General features: G+C 58.9%; 18 protein-coding genes and 1 pseudogene. 9 read left to right on the top strand and 10 right to left on the bottom strand.

Features of this window, described 5'->3' with window-relative positions:
• Positions 1-18: 18 nt before the first annotated feature.
• The 5 genes from PO860_RS16275 (at position 19) to PO860_RS16255 (ending at position 4,258) form a co-directional block, all read left to right on the top strand.
• The gene (locus tag PO860_RS16275; RefSeq protein WP_183608329.1) at positions 19-999 is read left to right on the top strand and encodes an NAD-dependent epimerase/dehydratase family protein; all 981 of its coding nucleotides are present in this window, start codon (positions 19-21) and stop codon (positions 997-999) included.
• A 48-nt stretch (positions 1,000-1,047) separates the two neighbouring features.
• Entirely contained in the window at positions 1,048-2,034 is a 987-nt protein-coding gene (locus PO860_RS16270; RefSeq protein ID WP_183607728.1) for a substrate-binding domain-containing protein, read from the top strand.
• A 194-nt stretch (positions 2,035-2,228) separates the two neighbouring features.
• A complete protein-coding gene (locus PO860_RS16265; RefSeq protein ID WP_183607729.1) occupies positions 2,229-3,011 on the top strand; it encodes a FadR/GntR family transcriptional regulator in 783 nt (260 codons plus the stop codon).
• Between the two features lie 133 nt (positions 3,012-3,144).
• A complete protein-coding gene (locus PO860_RS16260) occupies positions 3,145-3,738 on the top strand; it encodes an ankyrin repeat domain-containing protein (RefSeq protein ID WP_273884608.1) in 594 nt (197 codons plus the stop codon).
• A 58-nt stretch (positions 3,739-3,796) separates the two neighbouring features.
• Positions 3,797-4,258 (top strand): YHS domain-containing (seleno)protein, encoded by a 462-nt coding sequence (locus PO860_RS16255; RefSeq protein WP_183607731.1) that lies wholly within the window; start codon positions 3,797-3,799, stop codon positions 4,256-4,258.
• 16 nt (positions 4,259-4,274) lie between these two features.
• On the opposite strand, the gene PO860_RS16250 is transcribed toward PO860_RS16255, so the two are convergent.
• From PO860_RS16250 to PO860_RS16240, 3 genes and pseudogenes are all read right to left on the bottom strand, one after another.
• Positions 4,275-6,446, bottom strand: coding sequence for an adenylate/guanylate cyclase domain-containing protein (locus PO860_RS16250; protein ID WP_273884607.1), 2,172 nt, complete (start codon positions 6,444-6,446; stop codon positions 4,275-4,277).
• Between the two features lie 118 nt (positions 6,447-6,564).
• Positions 6,565-7,224 (bottom strand): annotated as a pseudogene (locus PO860_RS16245) (tetratricopeptide repeat protein); the annotation flags it as partial.
• 39 nt (positions 7,225-7,263) lie between these two features.
• Entirely contained in the window at positions 7,264-9,582 is a 2,319-nt protein-coding gene (locus PO860_RS16240) for a membrane-bound PQQ-dependent dehydrogenase, glucose/quinate/shikimate family (RefSeq protein WP_272781755.1), read from the bottom strand.
• A 255-nt stretch (positions 9,583-9,837) separates the two neighbouring features.
• Between PO860_RS16240 and PO860_RS16235 the strand changes: the two genes are divergently transcribed.
• The gene (locus PO860_RS16235) at positions 9,838-10,947 is read left to right on the top strand and encodes an acyltransferase family protein (protein WP_275037898.1); all 1,110 of its coding nucleotides are present in this window, start codon (positions 9,838-9,840) and stop codon (positions 10,945-10,947) included.
• Positions 10,948-11,514: 567 nt separating this feature from the next.
• Positions 11,515-11,814 (top strand): hypothetical protein, encoded by a 300-nt coding sequence (locus PO860_RS16230; protein ID WP_183607734.1) that lies wholly within the window; start codon positions 11,515-11,517, stop codon positions 11,812-11,814.
• 64 nt (positions 11,815-11,878) lie between these two features.
• Here the strand turns inward: PO860_RS16230 and PO860_RS16225 are convergent, their stop codons facing one another.
• Positions 11,879-12,535 (bottom strand): sugar transferase, encoded by a 657-nt coding sequence (locus PO860_RS16225; RefSeq protein ID WP_272781756.1) that lies wholly within the window; start codon positions 12,533-12,535, stop codon positions 11,879-11,881.
• A 453-nt stretch (positions 12,536-12,988) separates the two neighbouring features.
• Here PO860_RS16225 and PO860_RS16220 point away from each other — a divergent pair, with 453 nt between their 5' ends.
• Positions 12,989-13,741 (top strand): Crp/Fnr family transcriptional regulator, encoded by a 753-nt coding sequence (locus tag PO860_RS16220; protein WP_272781757.1) that lies wholly within the window; start codon positions 12,989-12,991, stop codon positions 13,739-13,741.
• 154 nt (positions 13,742-13,895) lie between these two features.
• On the opposite strand, the gene PO860_RS16215 is transcribed toward PO860_RS16220, so the two are convergent.
• Positions 13,896-14,918, bottom strand: a complete 1,023-nt coding sequence (locus PO860_RS16215) for a glycosyltransferase family 2 protein (RefSeq protein WP_183607737.1) — start codon at positions 14,916-14,918, stop codon at positions 13,896-13,898.
• A gap of 114 nt (positions 14,919-15,032) precedes the next feature.
• Positions 15,033-15,947 (bottom strand): glycosyltransferase family 8 protein, encoded by a 915-nt coding sequence (locus tag PO860_RS16210; RefSeq protein WP_275032220.1) that lies wholly within the window; start codon positions 15,945-15,947, stop codon positions 15,033-15,035.
• A gap of 304 nt (positions 15,948-16,251) precedes the next feature.
• On the opposite strand from PO860_RS16210, the gene PO860_RS16205 reads away from it, so the two are divergent.
• Positions 16,252-16,551 (top strand): hypothetical protein, encoded by a 300-nt coding sequence (locus tag PO860_RS16205; RefSeq protein WP_272781759.1) that lies wholly within the window; start codon positions 16,252-16,254, stop codon positions 16,549-16,551.
• A 146-nt stretch (positions 16,552-16,697) separates the two neighbouring features.
• On the opposite strand, the gene PO860_RS16200 is transcribed toward PO860_RS16205, so the two are convergent.
• The 4 genes from PO860_RS16200 to PO860_RS16185 all read right to left on the bottom strand — a co-directional run bounded on the left by PO860_RS16200 (position 16,698) and on the right by PO860_RS16185 (position 22,402).
• On the bottom strand, positions 16,698-18,167 hold the full coding sequence (locus PO860_RS16200; RefSeq protein ID WP_275032217.1) for a hypothetical protein: 1,470 nt from the start codon (positions 18,165-18,167) through the stop codon (positions 16,698-16,700).
• A gap of 74 nt (positions 18,168-18,241) precedes the next feature.
• Positions 18,242-19,621, bottom strand: a complete 1,380-nt coding sequence (locus tag PO860_RS16195) for a polysaccharide biosynthesis/export family protein (RefSeq protein ID WP_272781761.1) — start codon at positions 19,619-19,621, stop codon at positions 18,242-18,244.
• 4 nt (positions 19,622-19,625) lie between these two features.
• The gene (locus tag PO860_RS16190; RefSeq protein ID WP_275032214.1) at positions 19,626-20,648 is read right to left on the bottom strand and encodes a glycosyltransferase family 2 protein; all 1,023 of its coding nucleotides are present in this window, start codon (positions 20,646-20,648) and stop codon (positions 19,626-19,628) included.
• Complete coding sequence (locus PO860_RS16185) at positions 20,645-22,402, bottom strand: tyrosine-protein kinase domain-containing protein (protein WP_273882305.1); 1,758 nt, start codon at positions 22,400-22,402, stop codon at positions 20,645-20,647. The genes PO860_RS16190 and PO860_RS16185 overlap by 4 nt, the downstream gene beginning before the upstream one ends.
• Positions 22,403-22,461 lie beyond the last annotated feature (59 nt).

Here is a 22,461-nt window from a genome sequence, read left to right as displayed (position 1 = left end):
ATCAGTGGGAGAGAGAGCATGCTGATCCTTGTGACCGGTGCAACGGGCAAGGTCGGGCGGCGCTTCATTGCTGGGCTGCTTGACGATCCGAGATTTTCCAAAGCCCGTATCCGCGCGCTTTGTCATAACCGTTTGTGCGATGAGACCGACCGTGTCGAGGTCATCCGCGGTTCGATCGCCGATCGTCATGTGGTGGCAGCGGCGCTCAAAGACGTTACGCACGTCGTGCACCTCGCCACATGCAAAGAAACACCTGAAGATATCATGGATGTCACGGTCAAAGGTCTCTTTTGGCTGCTCGAGGAGTTCCGGACGAACGTGACGGCACGCCAGTTCATCCTGATCGGCGGCGATGCGGGCATCGGGCATTTCCACTATCGCCACGACGGCCCGATCACCGAGAAAGTCCCCCATTGTGCTTATCCCGGAAGCTATGCGCTCTCCAAGGTTCTGGAAGAGGTCATGCTGGAGCAGTTCGGCATCCAATATGGCCTCAATGGCTGTTGTCTGCGCGCGCCCTGGATCATGGAAAAGGACGATTTCAAGTATTCGCTGTCTTTTGGAGACGACGTCTTTGGCGGCCCGGACTGGAAGACGCTCGTGCCGGAAGAGGCGGCGCGCCGCTATGCGGCCATGGGGACAGTGCCGCTGCTGCTCGACGCTGACGGGCGACCGCTGAAACGCAACTTCGTGCATGTCGATGACCTCGTATCGGCCATATTGGCAGCGATCGACAACCCGCGGGCGGAGCGGCAACTCTTCAATATCTGCATGGATCGACCCGTCGACTATGCTGATGTCGCCGCCTACCTCTTGCGCACGCGCAATCTCGGTTCTGTCGAGATACCAAGCCGCTTCCATTCCAATTGGATGGACAACAGCAAAGCGAAATACCTGCTGGATTGGCGGCCAGACTACGATCTCGAAATGCTTATCGACTCGGCATGGCAATATGAGCGTTCGAAGGAGGAGCCTCGCATCGTCTGGTATCCGGGTTGATTTCGTATGGCGGGCATGCCGTGTCCGTCTGTTTCAAGGGAGGAAACTATGAGGAAGGCATTATTACTGACAGCCGCAGTTCTCGCACTGACCGCCGGGCAGGCCCTGGCCAAGAAGCAACTCGTCATCGTCGTCAAAGGCCTCGACAATCCGTTCTTCGAAGCAATCAATCAGGGTTGCCAGAAATGGAACAAGGAGAACCCGACTGCGGAATACGAGTGCTTCTACACCGGCCCGGCATCGACATCCGATGAAGCCGGCGAAGCGCAGATCGTTCAGGATATGCTGGGCAAAGCAGACACGGCTGCAATCGCAATTTCGCCGTCGAATGCAAAACTCATCGCCCAGACCCTGAAGACCGCCAATCCGGCGGTTCCGGTGATGACGCTCGATGCCGATCTTGCCGCCGAGGATGCAGCGTTGCGCAAGACCTATCTCGGCACCGACAACTATCTGATGGGCGCCCGCATCGGGGAGTACATCAAGAAGGCCAAGCCGAAGGGCGGCAAGATCTGCACGATCGAAGGCAATCCGGGAGCAGACAATATTCTCCGCCGCGCACAAGGGATGCGCGACACGCTCACTGGTCAGAAGGGCCTGACCGCGCTGAAAGGCGAGGGCGGTTGGACCGAGGTCGCCGGCTGCCCGGTGTTCACCAATGACGACGGTGCCAAGGGTGTTCAGGCAATGACCGATATCCTGGCCGCCAATCCCGACCTGGACGCATTCGGCATTATGGGTGGCTGGCCATTGTTCGGTGCGCCGCAACCCTATCGCGACCTGTTCAAGCCGATGGCCGACAAGATCGCCAGCAACGATTTCGTCATTGGCGCCGCCGACACGATCGGCGACGAGGTTGCCATTGCGAAAGAAGGCCTGGTGACTGCGCTCGTCGGCCAACGGCCGTTCGAGATGGGCTACAAGGCGCCTTCGGTCATGATGGATCTGATTGCCGGCAAGCCGGTTGAAGATCCGGTGTTCACCGGGCTCGACGAGTGCACCAAGGATACGGTCGACACCTGCATTCAAAAGTAGGTTCGCGGTTTGGCGGCGCCCGGTTCACGGGTGCCGCTGACTGTCCTCATGAGGCGGATCGGAAGATCCGTAGGGCTTGACGCGCTCTGGATTCCGCGCTTTTTGGCGGAGTCAATCGCAGGCGACTTCCTCGTTATTACGATTGTTTTGATAGTACGCGCAGACAGTCGAAAGAATGCTGAGGCAGTAGGTAAATGCCTGACAAGAAATCGGGAAAGCCGACGGCTCCGGTCGACACGGTGACGGTTGACCGCTCGGCCACCACAAGGCGCCCAAATTCTCCCCGCATGGCCGGGGCGAGTGTTCATGTGTCTCTGGCCGGCGAGATCGGGCTGCGAATTGTGCGCGGCGACTACCCGCCGGGCACGATCCTGCCGAACGAGGCAAAATGGTCTGAGGTCTTCGAAGTCAGCCGGTCGGCGGTGCGCGAAGCCATCAAGATGTTGATGGCCAAGGGCCTGTTGTCTTCCCGCCCGAAAATCGGCAGTTGGGTCGAACCCAAGGAACGTTGGAACCTGTTGGATCGAGATGTCCTGGGCTGGTATGCCGCATCGCCCGATCGTGAAGCCTTTCTGAGGGCCGTGCAGGAACTCAGGCATATGATCGAGCCGGAAGCCACGGCACTGGCTGCGGAGCGCCGGACCGAGGAGCAAATGAATGCGATCAGTCAGGCCCTGCATGACATGGATCAGGCGACGTCGCTCCAGCAGCGAACGGAATCCGATGCACGATTTCACATCGCGATCTTACGCGCCTCCGGAAATGATCTGCTGGTGCCGCTCGGTGTATTGATCGAGTCGGCGCTGAACCACCTCTTTGCCCATGTCACGCGAGAGGAAGACAATTTGCGATACGCGCTGAAACTTCATGAAAATATTGAGAAAAGCATCCGATTGCAGCGGCCGGCCATGGCGCGCAACGCGGTCCGCAAGGCACTGGCAAATACCGACCAGATCATAGCACGGTGGTCGCGATAGCGGTTTGTATCCTGCCTGGCTGACGCGTTGCCAATAACGTGATGCAGGGAAGTTCAAGCTCTCAGGGTGCTCTGTGCCTACCCAAAACCCGCGGCTTGTGCTATTTTCTCAGGCTACCTTCGGGGGCTGAGCCATGCGTAAGCTGCTTGCATCGGTGGTGTTGATTTTCACAGCGACAATAGCCGCTGCGGGGAGCCCCTTGTTCGATGCCGTTGCAACCGGAAACGCCGCCGCCGTCGAAGAGGCTCTGACTGGCGGCGCTGATGTCGACAGCCGGGCACGCGACCAGGCAACGCCTCTCATCAACGCCGCACTCGGAGACCAGCTCGCCATAGCCGAATTGCTCATCGGCAAAGGTGCTGATGTCATGGCTCGGAATTCGGGCGGCTTTACGCCGCTTCATGCCGCGGCTTTCTCCGGCAGCTTGCCGATCAGCAAGCTGCTGCTCCACCATGGCGCGACGCTCGACGACGCGGCCAATAAAGCGGGTGTGACGCCGCTGATGGTGGCCGGTGAGGAAAACCACGTCGCTCTTGCCGCGTTTCTTCTCGCCGAGGGGGCTGACGTCGGTCATGCGGAGGTTCACGGTTATACGCCGATCACGCGTGCGGTCTGGAAAGGCAACATGGACATCGTGCGACTGTTCAAGCGGCACGGCGCGTCGTGCCCTCCGGCCAGCCGGCTCGGCGAGGAAGGTTACGCCAAGTGCATCGAAATCCACGATTGAACAGGAGGCGCAGATGTGTTCAAGGACCGAAAACAGTGCGCGGGGAATTGGTCGCTCTATGGCGGTGTTCCTTCTGAGCTTGGCCGCTGTCGGCGGATCGCGAGCTTTCGCCGACGACTCGGTTAATACGGGGTACTTCGGCGGCGTGGCAATCATGGGATACGACCCTGTCGCCTATTTCACCGAAGGCAAAGCGGTGAAAGGTTCCAAGGAGTTCTCCCACGAATGGCTGGGGACGCCGTGGCTGTTCGCCAATGCCAAACACCGCGAAATGTTCATCAGCGAGCCGATCAAATATGCGCCCCAGTATGGCGGTTACTGCGCGGGCGAGGTGGCTCTCGGGTCGGTCACGATCAATGTCGATCCGGAGGCATTCAAGATCATCGATGGCAAGCTTTACCTGGTCTACGACAAAGGATCGGCAGAGGAGTTTGCCGCTCATGTGGCCGAAGCAGTGCCGAAAGCCGATAGCAACTGGCCGAAGGTCGCAGCCGATCTCGAGCGGGATCAATATCACTGACGCAGATGGAACGCGACTATTTGACGGGCGAGAAATAGAAGACCTTGGTGGAGTTCACATAGGCATAGCTGGTTTCATCGGGCGCGTTTGCAGGTTTGTAGACCGGGCCGCAATCGGCTCGTCCAAATGCATTCTCGCTCTGCTCGCAGAGCATGTCGTCATTGACGAAAACCGTCCCGGTGATCATCTGCGTCGCCGAGCGGAATGCCGCCTTGCCGTTGGGTTCGATTTGCATGAGTGCAGGGCTTCCTGAGGGCTCGGTTTTGCCCCGCAGAAGTTTGCCCATAACGGTGCTTGCGATTTCGTCGCCGTGCAGCCGGTCCTGCTCGTTACCCTTGAAACCGAACGGCCATTCCGGCAGACCGGCCTCGCGCAGGGCATCGATGATAGAGGTCAAATCCTGCTCGTTGCGGAAGTGGGCATTGCTGATACGCCAGCCCGCCAGGGAATCGCGCCCAGCCAGAAAGCGAAGTCCCTCAGTAACGGTCGCACGGGCGTCATCGAGGCGGCCGGCGCGGACATAGGCCATAGCGAGCGGGGTCACGAAATCGCCATTTCCCGGCGAACCGTCTCGTGCACGTTGGAAATTGTCGATAGCCTTCGTGTAGTCGCGCTGCAAATAGAAGACCAGGCCAGCCGTGTATCGGTTGATGGCGGAGAGGTTCGGATCGTGCCTGAGCGCCGTCTCGACGGCCGCGGCGGCTTCGGCATGATTGCCGGAGAACAGTTGGACATAGGCCAAGGCCATGTGCGCTTCGGCATCGGCAGCTCCGAGCGACACTGCCTGCTGCGCCGAGGTGACCGCCTGCTCGTAGCGGCGGTCCACCACCTGCATGACGGCTAGAACGGCGTATGGCGATGAAAGAACCGGGTCGAGCGCCAGGGCGCGGCTTGCCTTCTCGTAGGCCCTTTTTCGGGCCAGCGCGCTCTGGAGAACGTCGTCATATGCGCTTCGCCAGACATAGGCGGTCGCGTGCGCGTCGGCCGCGAAGGCCTCTGCAAAACCGGGGTCGAGCGCTTCGGCCTTGTCAAAAAGCGCCAGTGCTTCGAGCAGCCGCGAACGGCGGCCCGTCCGCGTCGCCTGCTCGGCACGAAGGTAGTAGTCGTATGCTTCAAGATTTGCTGTCGGCGGACGGGTAATCCGCTCCGCCTCGGATCGCGTGAGTTTCAGGCCGAGCGCTGCGGCGATCTGCCGGCTCAGCTCGTTCTGCATGGCCATCACATCCGCCGCGCTGCGATTAAACCGGTTGGCCCACAGGTGGTCGCCGCTTGCGGCATCGATCAGTTGTGCATTGACGCGGATTTGGTCGCCTATCCGCTGCACGCTGCCCTCGACGACGAAGCGCACGCCGAGATCGCGTCCGACGTCGGCCAAAACCAGGGGCTTGCCTTTATAGGCAAACACCGAGTTATGGCCGATGACGTCAATGTCCGAAAGCATGGTCAGATCGGCAATGAGGCCGTCAGTCATGCCATCGGTGAAATAATCCTGGCCGGGGTCGTTGCTCAGATTGATGAAAGGAAGCACCGCGACGGATGGACGTTGCAGCACGAACGGCCACTGCCATGCGAAGCCAATCGCAGCGGTCGCGATCAGCAGCGCTGCAAGCGTCGCCAGGATGATCGCCCTGTGGCGGGGCCGATGGGAGACGACGACCTTGCCTGCCTCAGCGGGATCCAGCAGAACACGATAGACGCGAACCGGATCGACTATGTTCTTCAGTTGCTGCTCACCGAGAGCGGAGAAGCCGACATCGGCCTTGTGTACCGTATGATCGAAGGCGGTGCCGGATATGCAAATGCCGCCGGGCTGGGCAAGAGATTCCAGGCGTGCGGCTATGTTGACGCCGTCTCCGTGGATGTCCTCTCCTTCGACGATGACATCGCCGAGATTGACGCCGATGCGGAAAAGCATCCGCTGCTCGGGACGCAGGGCCGCATTGCGTTCCGCCTTTTGCTGCTGGATTTTGACGGCGCAGCGCAAGGCGTCCACCACGCTATGGAACTCAACCAGAATTCCGTCGCCCATGGTCTTGATCAGGCGGCCGTGATGCGTGGCGATCTTCGGCTCGAAGAGTTCGTGGAGGTCGGTGTGGAAGCGGATACGCGTTCCCTCTTCGTCGATCTCGCTTAGACGGCTGTAACCGACAACATCCGCAATCAGCACTGCTGCAAGACGGCGCTCCATGCCAGCTCTTTCCGGGTGTCCGATCCTTAACCGTTATCTTACAGCAGGTGTCGTGCCGTTGCCATTACTGTTGCCCGAAGTGGTATCATGTTGGAAATGGTCCGAGCCGCAGTTTCCGTCAGCATTGGCCGACATCCGGGACAACCAAGCCTGCCTTGCGGAGTCCTTCGACGCGGCGGCCAAAATCCTCGCGGTTGCGGAATGGGAGGACGCGGCGGCGGCGTTCGACGGAGAAATTGGGATTGATCTGGAGCGCTTTCTCCCATGCCCGTCGGCCCTCCTCAGGCCGGCCGAGGTGGCCGTAGCACGACGCGAGCAGGGCATAGGCGGTTTCCGATTGGGCGTTGTGTTGGAGCCGCTGCTCGATCGCAGCAATTGCCTGCTCATATTCACCGAGAGAAAAGTGCGCATCGGCGAGAAATTGGAAAAGAATTTCCGGATGGTGCGGGTCGAGCCGCATGGATGCATTCAGTGTTTCGAGAGCGCCTGCGGGATCGCCGGAAAATATCTGAATATGGGCCATCAGCATCAGGAGTTCGGCGGAGTTGGGGGAAAGCGTGAGGCCGCGCAGCACTTCTGCGCGCGCCCGGTCCAGTTCCCGGTTCCACATGCAAGCCATGCCCAGCGCGAAGTGGCCGTTCGGCTGTTCCTCGGCCATCTCCACGGCCTGCTGCGCGAGATCCAGCCCGATCCGCAGCGACTCCTCCGGATCGTTGCTCCAGGCGTTGATGTAGTCGAGCACATGCGTGAAGGAAATGAGTGCCTGGGCCGCCGCAAATCCCGATTGCCTTGGCCGAGGAGCGGCCCGGTGGCCAGGCTAATCTCCGTTTTTCAGAGAGAAGGCAAAGACGTAGTCGCCAGCATCCGTCGAATAGGGTGCGCCGCCGACCGATATCAGGACATATTGCTTGCCGGTTTTCGGCGAGACATAGGTCATGGGCGTCGCGCTCGAGCCGACCGGCAGGGGATATTTCCAGAGCTCGGTACCATTCTCGGCATCATAGGCGCGGATATAATAGTCCTGGAAGCCGGCGAAGAACACGACGCCGCCGGCGGTCGCCGAAGTACCGGCGTAACTCGGCAGGCCCATCGGCATCGGCAGTTTGGTTTTGAGCTTGAACGGCCCGAGCTCCTCGGCGGTCCCGGCCGGAACCTGCCAAGCGATCTTGCGGGTATTCAGATCCACCGCCGTCACGGTGCCGAAGGGCGGTTGCGTGCAGGGAACGCGGAGCCTCGAGGTCCACATTTCGGTGGCCATGCCATAGGGCGTACCGCGCTGCGGGGCGGAGGGGCCGTGTGCCGTCGTCGTGAGGGCAAAATCGACGTAGTCCTGGCGCGGAATGAGCGCGAAAAGGCTGGGCACGCGAATATCATTCATGAAGACGCGGTTGTTGGGCAAATCGACCGATACGCTGCCCCAGTTGAGGCCACCCAGATTTCCCGGCTGCTGGATCGCATATTGGGTGCCGATCGGGGTGAAATCGCCGTCGTAGCGCATCCTTCGAAAGGCGATGCGGCAGGCCAGCTGATCGAACATCGTCAGGCCCCAGGCCGTCTGTTCGGTCACGCGGTCCGCACCGATTGTCGGCATGCCGACGGAATAGGGCTGTGTCGGAGACAGTTTCTCCTCCGGCGCGCCGCCGTGTTGCGGCACCGGCTTCTCCCGAACTTCGGCAAGCGGTGCGCCGGTCTGACGGTTGAGCAGGAAAAGCTGCCCGCGTTTGGTGGTCTGCAGGAGAGCAGGCACGCTGGTGCCATTGGCATCAGGCAGGTCGATCAGCACCGGTTGAGCCGGGAGGTCATAGTCCCAGATGTCGTGATGCACGGTCTGGAACTTCCATTTCTCCCGTCCCGTCGTGACATCGAGCGCTACCAATGTGGCATTGTATTGGTCGGCGAAAGCAGGGCGATTGACGCCGTAATAATCCGGGGTGGTATTGCCGAGCGGTGCATAGATCAGACCAAGCTTGTCGTCGAACGCGGCCGTCGTCCACATGTTGGGCGTGGCCCGCGTATAGGTCTGGCCCTCCGGCGGAAGTTTGGTAATCTCGGGATTGCCGAGGTCCCATGCCCATTCGAGCTTGCCGGTGACGACATTGAACGCGCGGATGACGCCCGAGGGTTCGCCAACCTCCTGATTGTCGATGACCCAGCCTCCGACGACGATCAGATTGCGGGCGATCAGCGGCGCCGATGTCTGGAAATAATAGCCTGATTTGACTTCACCCATACCCTGGGAAAGCAGCACGGTGCCATCGTCGCCGAAGCCCTTGCAGGGCGCGCCGGTCTTGCTGTCGATCTCCAGAAGGCGGGCATCGATCGTTGTCTGCACCAGGCGCTCGTTGCAAAGACCATCGGCGGATTGGGCCTCCTGCAGTAGCTTGTAGTAACCAAGGCCGCGGCAACGCTGCCAATAGGGGGCTGACGCCTTGGGGTCGAAGGTCCAGCGGGGTTTGCCGGTATCCGCATCAAGTGCTGCGATCACATCTGTCGGTGTGCAGGTGTAAACCGTATCTCCGATCTGCAGAGGCGTGTTCTGGTCGGCGCCTTCGCTTTTCCCGCTGCGATATGTCCAGGCGAGATCGAGCTTGGCAACATTGCCCCGATTGATCTGATCGAATGGGGAATAGCGATCTCCTGCCGTGCTGCGCCCATAGGATGTCCAGTCGGAGGGCGAGTTGTCGCCCTTGGCGATCTTGTAGGCGGGGATGTCGGCGGAGGGACGGATGATCCCATGCGGCACGAAACTGAGACCGAAACCCGCGACAAAGACGAGAGCGCTGACCAAGGCGCCGCCATAGAAGAGCTTCCGGTTGGCGGTAGGTGAAAGCGACGGCGCAAAGAGAAGCGCAAAGCCCGCCAGCGCAATCGGGGACATCAACCGTGCAAAGAGCGCCCAAAAATTGAGACCCGACTCCCATAGCGCCCAGGGAAGGGTGAGGATGGCGACAGCCAGGACGATGAGGCCGCCAGATGTCTTCCGGCGCCACAGCAGAAGTGCTGCCACCAGATAGGCAAGCCCGACGATCGTATAATAGGGTGAGCCGCCAAGGCTGAGCAGCCAGACGCCGCCGCCGATCAGCCCCGATCCGATAAGGGCGAGAACAATACAGAACAGGGTGGCCAGAAATTTCATAGTTCCTCATCCAATCCGCCGCCCGATTGCCTGGATTTCCACTCCGACCGTCGCATGGCGCCTCGGGAAGCACAGGGCCATGGGCTTGACGCTCAGCTATCTCGTCGTCGGGAGAGGCGTGCTCTCTCGTTCAATTTTTTCCTGATGTACCTGTGGTCACTGACACGCGGCGCCGATCCGGCAATGATGTTGCAGCTGCTCTGTGACAACAGAGCGCCATTCCAAACAGCGTCAATACTTCTGAAAGGGGCACAGATGTTTCTCGGCGAAAAGCTTGATCTAGCGAACGGGCGACCGACAGGATTCGACTACATGCGATTACTGTTAGCCTTTTCAGTGCTTTGGATCCATACGGCCCGCGTCACGTACGGCGATGACCTTTTTCTCTGGGAATCACCCTTCCGGCCTGTCATCAAGTCAGTGCTGCCCATGTTCTTTGTCCTGAGCGGGTTCCTGGTGGCCGGCAGTCTTGAACGGTCGAAGACATTGATCTCCTTTCTCGGGAACCGATTTATCCGGATTTACCCCGCTCTCGCGGTGGAGGTGTTGCTGGCCGCCTTTATACTCGGAGCGATCTATACAGAGTATGACCTGCGTGACTACTTCACCGATCCTCAGTTCTTTACCTACCTGCTGAACGTCACCGGGCACATTCACTTCAATCTCCCCGGGGTATTCCTGGATAATCCTGATGCCGCGATGGTAAACGGGCAGCTCTGGACGGTGCCCTTCGAGCTTGAGTGCTATGCCGTGATCGCCGTGCTCTTTCTGCTCGGCGTGGTCAGGCGGCGTGTGATCGCCCTTATCGCAACGCCGGCTTTGATCATCGCTTTCGGTATTGCAAGGTATTGGAAACATGAAAGTGATTGGGCGACGATGCCCACGACCGCGTCGGGCAATCTGCTCATTTGTGCTTTTCTCGTGGGCGTGACCTTTTATCTCTACAAGGACAAGGTGCTGTGGGATCTAAGAATTTTCCGCGCGTCGGTGGCCGTGATCCTGTGGGCCTACTGGTTCACCTCCTTCGGGGACTTCATTGCCATTCCGGCCATGGGCTATGTTACGGTCTTCCTCGGTCTGACCTCACCCCGCAAACTTCGCGTTCTCAGGGGGGCCGACTACTCCTACGGCGTCTTCCTCTATGGCTATCCCATCCAACAGGCGTTCGTAGCGCTCGGGCCGTGGGCGCACAACTGGCTGTTGAATGGCATTGTCTGCAGCATCGTTGCCACTTGCTTTGCTGCCTTCTCGTGGAGCTTCATCGAAAAGCCGGCGTTGAAATTGCGGAAACAAGTCACCTGGCTTGAAAACCTCAGCCTCCAACGCGGCACGAAACGACAGCTGGCCGGGGCGGTTTCGAAATAGGTTTCCGGTTCGGGGCCGGCAATTCCGGGTACAGCTCGAGGATGCGCAGGGTTCGCCATCGCCGCGAACCCTGCTTTTTATGTGTGGCGATCATCAAGGGTGAACAGCCGGCCCGTCGTCATGCCGAATTTCGAGTAGGCCGTCGCCAATTGTTGACACCGTCGAGATCGTGTGCTTGCCCGGCAAGCGCGATCCGGCTCGCGGCGAGCACATATGCGCTCATCCTAAACCCATGTGCTGCCCCATCTTTTCCCCAAGGGACGAATATTGAGTGCGACTGGAGAATGCCGCGCTTGCATCAATGATTGCTGTATAAGCCTGCAAATGCCTAACTCTTCCCGGCCGCGATACCTGCGAATTTCTTGGCTTTTGGCGTAGAGCGCCCCTGCTGGATGAGTAGTCGAATATTCTACGACAGAGGTTCATTCGACTTGTTTGGGCGGTATTAGCGATATTTTAACGATAACCGATAAAATACTTTAATCGAACCTCGTTTCGACTTCAGGTTTCGTCATGCTTTCAGCGCTGACCGCGGCTTGAAGGAGGTGTGAAGAGAGGAGCAGATTAATGCTGAAGAGCACCCTCATCGTGGTTGCAGTCTCCGTCGTCGCCGGAGCGACAATTCGCGCCTGGGCCTTCGCAATTTTCGCATTTCTGCTGGTCGCCGCCTGGGGTGTCGTGATCCTGCTGAACGGCTCTTCCTTTGGGGAAGCGAGCGTTTCTTGCCTCGAACTGCTTGCATTGATGGAAATATGTTATCTGGCGGGGCTATTCGCCTTCTCATTGTGGGCGCATGTGCAAAAACGCCGGAGAAAGAACGCCATCGCCGAGCGCCCGCATGTGACCGGCAAACGCCCTCACGGATAGGGTAATGACTGCGGCGGGATAGGACCTTGGCGAGGATTATCTCGCTATGCGTGGTGTCAGAACGTCATAGGTCTTGCCTGGGCAGCAAGGCATGCCGGGAAAGCAGGCCGAACACCGTTTTTGCGATGATCACGAAATCCCGCGCGAGCGTCCATTTGGACAGATAGTCGACATCGAGGGAAACTCTATTTTGAGAGCTGACGTCGCTGCGCCCGCTGTTTTGCCAATGACCAGTCAGGCCTGGACGGACGGACAAATAGGCATCGGCATGTTCACCGTAACGCGGCAGCTCTTCCTTTGTAATCGCCTGGGGCCCGACGAGGCTCATGTGGCCAAGCAACACGTTGATCAATTGCGGAAGCTTCTCAAGGTTTGACCGCTCCAATACATCGCCGATCACCGTCACATGCCCGTTCACCGCTGCGTCGGATCTCACTGTCCGAAATTTGAGGCAACCAAACTCTTTTCCTTTATAGCCGATCCGACGACGGGAATTGAAAATAGCGCCCCCGTCACTTAAGGGGACGATGACGGCCACCGATAAAAGGAGCGGCGACAGAAGTAATAAGAGACTTGCCGCAATGAGGATATCCAGCGCACGCTTCAGAATTCTGCTGATCGTATGGGATTGTGACGAGTTGAAAGGATGCCTGTCCTGCCGGGCTCCGGCAAAGTCCCGCCAAGGTTGGGTTACGTTGATGCGCTGATTTTTTCCCGCCATCCGGGTCTCCGTTAGACAAATCCCAGAAATCACAGCCAAAGCTTGTTTTAATCCAAGTTTGATGTCTGTGACCGAGGTCATAATCGTGAATAATTTATTTATATCCCAAAGAAAGTCTTGTGAATACTTAAAATAGTTATTTATCTACGGACGGTGCATCTTAAATATTAATTACATCTATTTTTGTTTGTCATTTATCCCCGATGTTTCTTGATTTATTCTATCGGCAAGCAACTGCCGTTAATTGTATAAAAAGTGTCACATAGCTTCTGAAATTTCATTCCAATAGAATTCAATATCAATTTTAAGATATTCAAATATGAGGGTTTGTCATATTTATGTATAGTTTTAACACGAAATTTTTATATTATTATTATTTGACTTTCTAATTTAACCCACTACGAATGTTTCCGGCAGCAGTAAACCCAATTAATCTGCGTGGAGTTACTCCGAATGGACGGGATGATTGACATCCGAGGCGGCAGGACTAGAGGAAGCGCTCTGCAAACGGGCGAAGCGGTTACTTGTGGACCTGCAGGTAATGAATACGGCCGCCGGGCGGATTTGGATCACGAGTTTCCGTTTTGCCGCACGAGTGTTCGAAAATTTCGCCGCGGTGAGGTTATTGCCGGCGCTGGTGTCCTCATCGATATGTTCGCTCGCGTCCATCGCGGAATGATCAATGCAAGCACCCCGCTTGCCGATGGACGGGAGTTTATCGTGGAGATCATTCCGAAAGGCGGCTTGATCGGCGAATTGGAGGTGCTGCGCAAGCAATCTCTCAGCCTGGAATATCGGGCCTCGTCGGACTGCGAACTGCATTATTTCGACGGCCGGTTGCTGCGGGACCTGTGTGCGAACGATCCGCAATTCCAGGTGAAGATCCTGTCGAAGGCGCTGGCGCGTGTTTCCGAACTCGAGCTGAGGATCATTTCCAACGCCGGATCGAATTTGCGGCAGAGATTGGCACGGACGTTACTGCGTCTTTCTGCCTTGTACCGAACGGATGCGCAGAACAACGGCGACGAACTGATCATCTCCCAACATGACCTGGCCGCGACGCTGCCGGCCTCGCGTGAAAAGGTCAACCAGTGCCTGCGGCGCTTGCGCGAGAGCAAAGTGGTCGACGGGACGCAAGGCAAAATCCGTATTCTCAATCGGAAAGCGCTTGAAGCCTATGCCGAGGGTGAGACGTCCCTCGCCTGAACTTTGCTCTGATAAAATAAAAGGAGCAAACGGCGGAAAACTCCCACAATCCGCCGCTACAGCGTTGCCCGTCTTTTCGGGCGCGCAAGGGACGCTGCGGACTTTGGATTGTTGGACAATCCCCCACTTGACCCATCCGTTGCGGTTGCGAGCGTCAGACCTCGCTCTCTGACGCATTCCGCCAGTATTTCCACCCTTCACCCTGGATGAGCCCGTGATCGGAGAGGTCCTTCCAGCTTCTGTAAGTGCCCGTATCGTCATAGACGAAGTCGTCCATGTCCTTGCTCGAGGAATATACGGTATATTCCTCCGTGTGCTGGGATCGGTGCGCCGCGTCGGCAACCTTGTGCACGAAGGTCGACAGGAACTTGAAATGCAGAAGCGCGCCGGACACGCCGAGCGCTCCGTGCATGTCGCCCAGATTGAGAGAGAGCGGCCAGACCTGGTGTGATGACTTGAGAAAAAGACGTTCACCCTGGACGTAGACCAGCGGGATCTTGTTCAGCGCGGGGCCGTCCCAGAGTCGGTCGTGGAAATAGACGCGCCCGCGAACGCCGCCCTTGATCCATATCGTACAGTTGCGTTTGTCGAAATGCGCGACATAGCCGGATCGGTCGAAGAGATTGCAGACCTCAATCGGATTGCGGCCGGGCTCGCATATGTTTTCAAGAACGGGATGCGGGCTGTACATGTCGATCATGACAGAGCGAAGCGAATGGCCACCGGTGGAATCGATATAGGCGGTCAACTGATCGATCGGCCGTGTGTCGCAATGCGGATAGACTAGAAACTCGTCTGCATCGACATAGAGAACCCATTTCTCCCGGCAGTGCCGGTTGATGACTTCGTTGATCCAGTCGTTTCCGAATCTCGCCGCCTTGTAGGAGCCGTGAGCCGAAAGAAGGGAGACATCATCGAAGCTGGACAGCAACTCCACAGTGCCATCGGTCGAGCCGTTGTCGATGCAGATGAAGTGCTCGAAGCCGAGATCGCGATAATACTGCAGGAAGAATGCCAGCCGGTGCCCCTCGTCGCGGATGACGCAGATGACGACGTGACGCGCCTGCTTGAGCCCGCCGCGCAGCAGGTCGTAGCGAACCTGTCGAGCCTTGAGCGTCCGGCGCAGGCGGGCTTTTAGGTAATGCGAGATACTGGCGGCGGAAGCGCTATAACTCATATTGTGTCCTGAACATTATCCATTCTGGGATGAATGGATGAACAGTTGCGCGTCCGCCGGCAATCCCGACATCGCTTACGCGGAGAATCCTCAGGTCTGACGAACAACACACCATCATACGGCGTAGTCGCCGCCGACCAGCAGGCTCTGGACCCGCGGATGGGGCCTGCCTTTCTCAACTGCGTGTTCGATGCGGGCTCGTATCGATCGGTATTTATAGAGCATTTTACGGTCGAAGCTTATTCCGCGATACAGCGCGTTGTAAATCGGATGTGCTTTGCGCAGGTCGACGTAAACTTGGCTTTCCCGGTCGGTCCAAGGAAAGAAAGTGCCATGCCACGGCTTCGGATGCGCCATATAATGAACGATCGACAAGGAAGACATGTTCACCAGATGAAGGAACTGTTTGGGAAAGTTCCAGCGGTTCGAAACGAGGATGAGCGATGAACCGCAGACATAATTCAACGCGCCCTGATCATGTTTGCCCTCGCAGGCCTCGGGGTTTCTAGCAAAAAGCTCAAGCGCCTCCTGCCCGATCCAGCCGTTGCGATGGAATTTCAGGACCCCTGCGTTGAAATAGTAGCTGCTCTTTCCAGTGTCGAGGAAGTCGTGGATCGCGGTGTAATCGCGCGCCGCGAAAAACCTGCCCTCGGGCACACTGGCATTTTCCAGCCTCCCGAGATCGCTGACGATCTGCGTATCCCCATCAAGGTAGATGATCTGGGTATAGTTGACAGGCAGGATCTCGCAAAGGACCAGCTTGGCCATAGTGCTGACGCTGATGCGTCCCTGGAAATGCGAACCGTCGAGCTTGCCGAGCGACTCCTGCAGCGCTTCCGTCGCATCAATCAAGTCGACCCCGCTCGTTGCAAGCAGGGCTTTCAGCTCTTCGAAATTATCGAGATGTTCCGACATGAGGACGCAGACATCGGTCGCGGGGCTTGCGAATTTGCGAGCCTGAAGTGCGGAGAGAATAGTCGGAAATGAATACTCGACATCCGTGACGTAGACGACGCACTGATTGTTCATGTCATCATCCTTCCGATTGTGCGCAATACGAATGAGCCGGCATTGTCGTTCCCGTCGAGGGAACGGTTGTGAATTGAGCCGATGGGTCTGTCATATGAAGGCCCCGTTCGGTATATATAGCCGCGTCCAGTCCGGGCGTGGCTGAATCGGATCTGGCCATCGGCGGCTTATGTGTGTTCATTGTTGAGATATTCACCATGAAGAGTGCCTTGCCTGTCACCAGGCTGTGTTTCGACATCTTGTTTCGCGGTACGACCATCGGTGCCGGGATCCTTGTCGGAATGCAGAGGGAAGGGGTATTGCCATGTTGATCACCACAGTCGTGGCAGTCGCAATTTCGATCGCCGCCGGGGCCTCCATCCGTGCTTGGGCTTTCGCAATTTTTGCATTCCTCGTGGCAATCGGCTTCGGAAGCGTGGCTTTTGCCAATGGGTCTTCCGTGATCGCGGCGATCCTCTCCGGTTTCACCATCCTCGTGCTCATGGAAATCGGCTATCTGGCGGGTGTGTTCGTGTCGGGGCTTTTGCGCCGCAGTGCCAGGCTGCGGCAAAATAATTCCGTCGCAGACAATGTCGCGACCACCAGCGAGCGCCAGCAAGGCTGATATTGACCTAGAGTCCTCGGCAGACGGGCTGTTTCCAGCCGCGATCCTTGAAAGACACGACGCGGCCGGCCGGCTCCGACCCAGCGCGAACACGCCGATGCTGTGACCAGACCAATCCGCGCCCGGGCGGAGTTCGAGCGCGGGCATCATCGTGTCGAAACCATCGGCGCTCTCATCAGAGAGGTCGATGTCTCCAGCGGGGGCCGGTTGGCAAGCCATCGGGTTGCGCGTCGCGGTGAGATATTGGTTACCGCCAGGCACCCGGCCGCCAGGCCCGCCGTGGTGCTGAACAGCAGGCCGAGATCGGTGCCGCTTCCCGATATCGCCGCCGAGGCGACCTGGCCGATCGATGCCATGACCGCCGCGTTTTCGATTGCGTGCGTCTGCCGATCGCCTGATATGTGCCGGCCGGACGCTCTTACAAGGCTGTACAGGAAGGTGGCGAAGAGAAGAGTGCCTGTTAATCCGACATTGGAAAGCAATGCGGCGATAAAACTCGAGGCTCGAACCGTGCCGAGCCCGGCGCCGAAGGTGGCGGTATCGACGAATGCGATCAATGCCAGCGTATTCCAGGCGGTGCGTTCTTCGCCGGATTGCGATTGCAGCTTGTCCGACAGCGTGGTGTTCACCAGGCCGACGATGGAATCCCACGCATCGGGGACAAGGCTGAGGGCAACGATGCCGCAAGGGATCAGGAACAGCGTGATCACCAGGAGTGTGACATGCGGGGTCGTGGCCGGGCCGCCGATCAGCCGTTTCAGGCAGAACAGCACGAACATGCAGACGACGAACATGCCGGCAATATAGGCGGTCGTCGACGTGCAAAGGACGATCGTCGGGCCGATGAAAAGCGTTGCAAGTCCCGCCGGGCGGCTCTCAACACGCTCCAGCCAGAGCATGAGTGTGAAGGAAAAATAGGCCAGCGCGACGGCGCCGTACATGCTTGCTTCGGGAAAGGGGCCGACGATGCGCTTGAAGCCGCTGATCGTTTCGGCCGTATGCATGGTATAATTCGCATTCCTAATGACATCGAGCAGGTAGGACTGGCCGGTCAGGAAGGTTCCGATATCAATCAATGCCAGGGCAAAACAGACGATCGACGCGACGATCAGCTGCCGCGCAATGAAACGGGCATATCCGAGTCTCGCAAGCCCCGCGACGACGACAAAACAGGCGAGGTCGCCGAGCAGATAGACGGACTGGCTGAGATTGGACGAACCCGGCGACAGCGGAGCGGCCACTGTCGACATCATGCCCGAGGCGTCTCGTGCCGAGGAGTAAACGAGGGTCGCGCCGGCAAAGATGCGGGGCAGGAAGAAAGACGATGCTACGGAAAACAGGATGTAGGCGGCAAACCAGAAGCCAGGGCCTGGATAGGCAATGCTGGCCAGGAGGGCCTGCGTTTGAGCCGGGCGCAGCAGCGCTGCGACAACGAGAAAGAGTACCAGAAGATGGCTTGGCTGGATGCTGCTGCCGCCGAGCGCCGGCAATTGCAGAGCCGCCGCGGCTCCCAGCAGCGTCGACAGGCAGAGGATCGTAATAGCAAAACGCGCGCCGTTGACCACGCTGAGCACGCCGAGCAACAGAACGATGAAACCGATCGGTTCTATCGACATGCTTCAGATCCCGTTCCGGAGAGGGAGCGGCCGAGGCGAAAGCCGCCGATGTCGTCGATAATCACAGCCGCCACCTAATTCGATCCTGTCGGCGATATCCAGCCGGCGGCCGGCCGATTATCCCCGGCCACAACGGACGATGGGGCTGTCGAGCTCTGTTTCTGCGGTGCGGTCTGCGGCGGCGGAGATGGCGCTTGAAGATTCGTGTCCAAGCCGACCTCGATGAGATCGTGCGGCAGCAATGCGGTTTGCTCGTCCGCCGCGATGGTGCGAGAGGTCCCGTCGTCATTGCGACGCACGATCCTGTAGTTCTTCTGCGCTCTGCCGAGACCCGGCGCGTCGGTATTGATCTGGGCCAGTTGAGCGTCGTAGCCGGCCTGTTCGCCCAGAAGCTGGGCCACCTGGATATCGATCGCCGCCCTGCCGATTGCGAGATTGACCTGGTTGAGCAATTCCTGGTTTTCGCTGTTCTGCCTGTTGACGATGTTGATCTTCGAACGGTCGGCTTCGCTGAGGCCCTGACGGGCCGTGGTCAGTGCGACTTCGAGATCGATCAGCGTGCCTTGCGCATCCGCCACCCAGCGGTCGACCGAAACCTGACGGGAATTGCTTATCAGGCCCTTGCTCATCAGGTTGTTGACGTTATCAAGTTCCTTCTGGGCAAGGTCGATCTGCCGTTTTTGCGAACTGATCTTGGCCGCAAGCGACTCGACCTGCTGGCCATAGAGACGGGTGAGGTCGTTTGCCGCTTCGATCTGGCTATCGATATCGACACGCCGCAGCCGCATCAGGTTCAATTCCTGTGCCTTCAGCCTGTCCACATCGGCCGTTCCCAAGAGTTCTGCAGGGATCTCGAAACTCTGCTCGCCGGCGATCTCCGCGCGGAGCCGCGCCTGTCGCATCAACAGATCGCGCCGGTTGAGAACGGCCGTTCGGTAGGCGCCGGCAGCCTGGATCCGGTCGCGCTCGAAGTAGGTATTGTCCTCGCGTTCCCGCAGGAAGCCGCCGGCGATGCTGACGGCCTTCATGACAGTCATGTTGGGTTCAAAGGGATAGCGCCCGGGAGTTTGCACGGTTCCGGTCACGAAGATCGGTGCATGCTCGGCAATTTCCAGGGCGATATAGGGCTTGCCGGGAAGGTTGGCCTTTTCGGCCAGTGCGCCAGCGATGGCATCGGCGAGCTCTTCGGTCGTCTTTCCCGTCGCCTGTACATGGCCTGCGATCGGGATCGACAGGTCGCCGGTATCGTCGATGGTATAGACACCGTCTAGAGCTTCCCAGCTGGCATAGCGGGAATCCGATGAGCGCCATTCGACGACGCGCAGTCTTACCTTGTCTTCGGCTACGAGGGTGAACGTCTGCGCATGGGCGACGCTCCAGCCAGTCAGGCAGCAGAATGCCAGCAAAGCGAGTGCCGCGGAGACGAGGCGATCGGACCAGGATGTAGGCTGCATTGATCTATCTCCGTTTCGTTGCGATCGACGGGGAATGCATCTCGCGCGGCGACGGATTGCCGAATTCGAGAATGCGGGACGGAGAGGCGTGGCCGATCAGAAGATCGGACAGCGCCAGCACATTGCCGTTCAAGCGTCCCCAACGGTCGACCAGGCGGTCTTTGAACAACAGGCCCGACGCGTTCGCCAGGATGTTGCGGCCGATCTGTGCGATTGCACGGCCTTTCGACATCGTGCCCTTCCGGATCAGATAGACAGGATTGGCAACCTGCGAATAACCGAGTCTTCGGCCGGGCTGGCGCCCGGATCTGACGCCGAGATGCACGCCGCGGGCGCCTTCGACACGCACGGACCTGCCGTAGCGGGCGATGGACCGGCTGAAATCGACATCCTCGAGCCAGCCATAGAGCGGCAGCTGCTCGTCAAAAGTAAGCTCGTGCTCGAGAACGGATGCGAGGCGAACCGCCATGTTGCATCCGTAGGCGTTATAGACCTCCGTCACCTTTTCGGCGCCTTCGCCGGCGGTTTCCAGAACCTGCAGGGCCTTTGACATGCTGAGGCCGCCGTTGAGAACGCCGTCGGCCAGGACTTCGCCGGTGGCGATCGCCACGTCGGGCTTTGCCGCAAAGACGGCGGCAATCCGCGACAGGAAGGTCGCGGCGGGGATGAAGTCGTCGTCCAGGAAGATCAGAATATCCGTATCGGCCGCAGCGGCCTCGATGATCCTGTTGCGCTGGGAGGTCAGGCCGCGGCTGCCGACGATGACTTCCACGTCGGGGCGCTCGGCGAGCCCGGCGGCATCGTCGATCACGGGCACGCAGACGATCAGCCGCTCCGCCTGATTCGGCAGGCTCAGGAGATAATCGACCGTTTCCCGCAATATCGACGGGCGGGCTGCCGAAGCGATCCCCACGGCAATTCGCCATGGGCGGCGCTCGCGCGCGCCCATGGCTTCAGGGCCGCAAGGAACAGACGTCGAACTGACCGAGTCGTCCTGTCTGGTTGCTCCTGCCGAAGTCGAGGTCATGACTGCATTCTCTTCGGTGCATGGTTGATGATCACGCCAAGGATCTCGGCGCCGACATTGCGCAGGGTATCGATGACGCGCATGGTGTCGTCGATCGAGGTGCGCCCGTGCGAGGTGACGACGAGGACTCCGTCCAGCTCCGGCGCAATCGCATTGGCATCCGGCGAAGCGGAGAATGCGGAAATGTCGACGAATATCGCGTCGAACTCCTTTTTCAGGTCGGCGAAGCTCAACTGCGTGCGGCGTGAACTCAGGCGAATGGCCGGCGTCACCGCTTCGACCTTGCCGAGGGGAAGGAATTTCAGCGTCGGGGTGAGGGGCAATGCCGCCGCCTGGATCAGTTCGCCATTGTCGAGAATATCGACAAGGCCCGTGGAGCTATGGGGCGCGATCGATTTGCTGAGCGAGGATTTCTGCGCGGCCGCATCGATCAGCAGCGTCTGAGCCCCTGAGATCGACGACAGCACGGCAAGTTCGCATGCGATGGTCGAGGCCCCGCCGCCGGGATTGACGGCGACGATCCCAATGACGACCCGGCGCTTGCGTCGAAGACCGACGACAGTTGCGCTCAGTTCCGCCATGCCTGGAATAACGGGATAGGCGGCTGCGGTGCTGCTGCCCGTGCCGGCGGCGATGAAACGCCGGGAGTGTCCATTCCGGGTCAGCTTCGATGTCTCCAGCAGAGTGACCGAGGACAAACCAGCGGCTTCCGCGATCTGATGGGGGCGGACGATCCGGCGATCGCCGGCATGCCTTATCATGGCGAGCGCCAGGCCGGCGCCGAGGCCAACCGCCGCCGCAAAGGCTAAGACAAGCGCGCTGCGTGGTCTGGCCTTGGAAAGAGGCAGCGTGGCCCGCGAGACGATCGTGGCGTCGGATACCGGGTAGGTGATGCGCTGTCTGGCTTCGGTCAGCTGGTTCAAGGTATTTTCATAGAGGGTGCGGCGAGCATCCGTCGCGCTCTGCAACTCGGCAAGCTTGAACTGATCGCGCGGATTGCTGGTGAAGCTGGCCAGGGCGCTGGCAGCTTCGGCCAGTCCACGCTGTTGCTCGCTGACGAATTTCTCCAGCCATTCGCTGTATTGCCGGGAGGCATTGGCCTTCATCGAGATATTCTTCTGGATATATTGCTTGGCGAGCGTGTCGGCGATGTCGACGGCCTTCTGAGGGGTCGACGCCGCAGCCGATATCTCGATGATCGTCGAACTGCCGATCCGGCGTATTCCCACCATGTTCGCCAGCGTGGCGATCGCCCGGTCGTAAATCCGCTCCTGCTCCGTCTGCGGTCGTCTTTCATGCGTTGCTGCGGCTGCCGTTTCCTGAGATACATCCGGTTCCGAAGAGATCCCCATCAACCAGTTCTTCGCCCTGTCCTGCAGCGAAGGCGTCTGGTCGACAAAGTCAGGGTCGGCATCGAGGCTAAGCGCCCTTACCGTTCCACCGACGACATCGCTGGATCTGGCAATTTCCAGCTGCCCCTCGATGAATGCGTCTTCCGCGAAAGCCCTCTGTGCTTCGGAACCGCTCACCTGGGGGAAAATCACGAGCTGCGTGCTGGCAACGAAAGTCGGGTCGGCGGTCAGCAGGTAGCTCCCTGCCACTGCGACGAAGGCGATCGTCGTCGCCACGATCCACAGCCAGCGCATCCTGAGAAAGAAGAGCATATCCCGCAATGTCAGCGGCGAATTCCCGCCAGTAGTTGCGGCAGGCAGAGATAGCGGAGAAACACCACTGAAGATCGTGCTTGAGGTCATGTTGTCCTAATCCAAAATGGCGATATCACGGAGTAACCAGGTACCGGGTGACCAGGTAC

The sequence above is a fragment of the Rhizobium binxianense genome (assembly GCF_028994275.1).
GTDB lineage: Bacteria > Pseudomonadota > Alphaproteobacteria > Rhizobiales > Rhizobiaceae > Rhizobium > Rhizobium binxianense.
This window is presented reverse-complemented; position numbering and strand designations above follow the sequence as displayed.

Excerpts from the sequence above, each read along its gene's own strand:
- PO860_RS16275 (WP_183608329.1), top strand. The coding sequence starts at position 19 with ATGCTGATCCTTGTGACCGGTGCAACGGGCAAGGTCGGGCGGCGCTTC.
- PO860_RS16270 (WP_183607728.1), top strand. The coding sequence starts at position 1,048 with ATGAGGAAGGCATTATTACTGACAGCCGCAGTTCTCGCACTGACCGCC.
- PO860_RS16265 (WP_183607729.1), top strand. The coding sequence starts at position 2,229 with ATGCCTGACAAGAAATCGGGAAAGCCGACGGCTCCGGTCGACACGGTG.
- PO860_RS16260 (WP_273884608.1), top strand. The coding sequence starts at position 3,145 with ATGCGTAAGCTGCTTGCATCGGTGGTGTTGATTTTCACAGCGACAATA.
- PO860_RS16255 (WP_183607731.1), top strand. The coding sequence starts at position 3,797 with ATGGCGGTGTTCCTTCTGAGCTTGGCCGCTGTCGGCGGATCGCGAGCT.
- PO860_RS16250 (WP_273884607.1), bottom strand. The coding sequence starts at position 6,446 with ATGGAGCGCCGTCTTGCAGCAGTGCTGATTGCGGATGTTGTCGGTTAC.
- PO860_RS16240 (WP_272781755.1), bottom strand. The coding sequence starts at position 9,582 with ATGAAATTTCTGGCCACCCTGTTCTGTATTGTTCTCGCCCTTATCGGA.
- PO860_RS16235 (WP_275037898.1), top strand. The coding sequence starts at position 9,838 with ATGTTTCTCGGCGAAAAGCTTGATCTAGCGAACGGGCGACCGACAGGA.
- PO860_RS16230 (WP_183607734.1), top strand. The coding sequence starts at position 11,515 with ATGCTGAAGAGCACCCTCATCGTGGTTGCAGTCTCCGTCGTCGCCGGA.
- PO860_RS16225 (WP_272781756.1), bottom strand. The coding sequence starts at position 12,535 with ATGGCGGGAAAAAATCAGCGCATCAACGTAACCCAACCTTGGCGGGAC.
- PO860_RS16220 (WP_272781757.1), top strand. The coding sequence starts at position 12,989 with ATGGACGGGATGATTGACATCCGAGGCGGCAGGACTAGAGGAAGCGCT.
- PO860_RS16215 (WP_183607737.1), bottom strand. The coding sequence starts at position 14,918 with ATGAGTTATAGCGCTTCCGCCGCCAGTATCTCGCATTACCTAAAAGCC.
- PO860_RS16210 (WP_275032220.1), bottom strand. The coding sequence starts at position 15,947 with ATGAACAATCAGTGCGTCGTCTACGTCACGGATGTCGAGTATTCATTT.
- PO860_RS16205 (WP_272781759.1), top strand. The coding sequence starts at position 16,252 with ATGTTGATCACCACAGTCGTGGCAGTCGCAATTTCGATCGCCGCCGGG.
- PO860_RS16200 (WP_275032217.1), bottom strand. The coding sequence starts at position 18,167 with ATGTCGATAGAACCGATCGGTTTCATCGTTCTGTTGCTCGGCGTGCTC.
- PO860_RS16195 (WP_272781761.1), bottom strand. The coding sequence starts at position 19,621 with ATGCAGCCTACATCCTGGTCCGATCGCCTCGTCTCCGCGGCACTCGCT.
- PO860_RS16190 (WP_275032214.1), bottom strand. The coding sequence starts at position 20,648 with ATGACCTCGACTTCGGCAGGAGCAACCAGACAGGACGACTCGGTCAGT.
- PO860_RS16185 (WP_273882305.1), bottom strand. The coding sequence starts at position 22,402 with ATGACCTCAAGCACGATCTTCAGTGGTGTTTCTCCGCTATCTCTGCCT.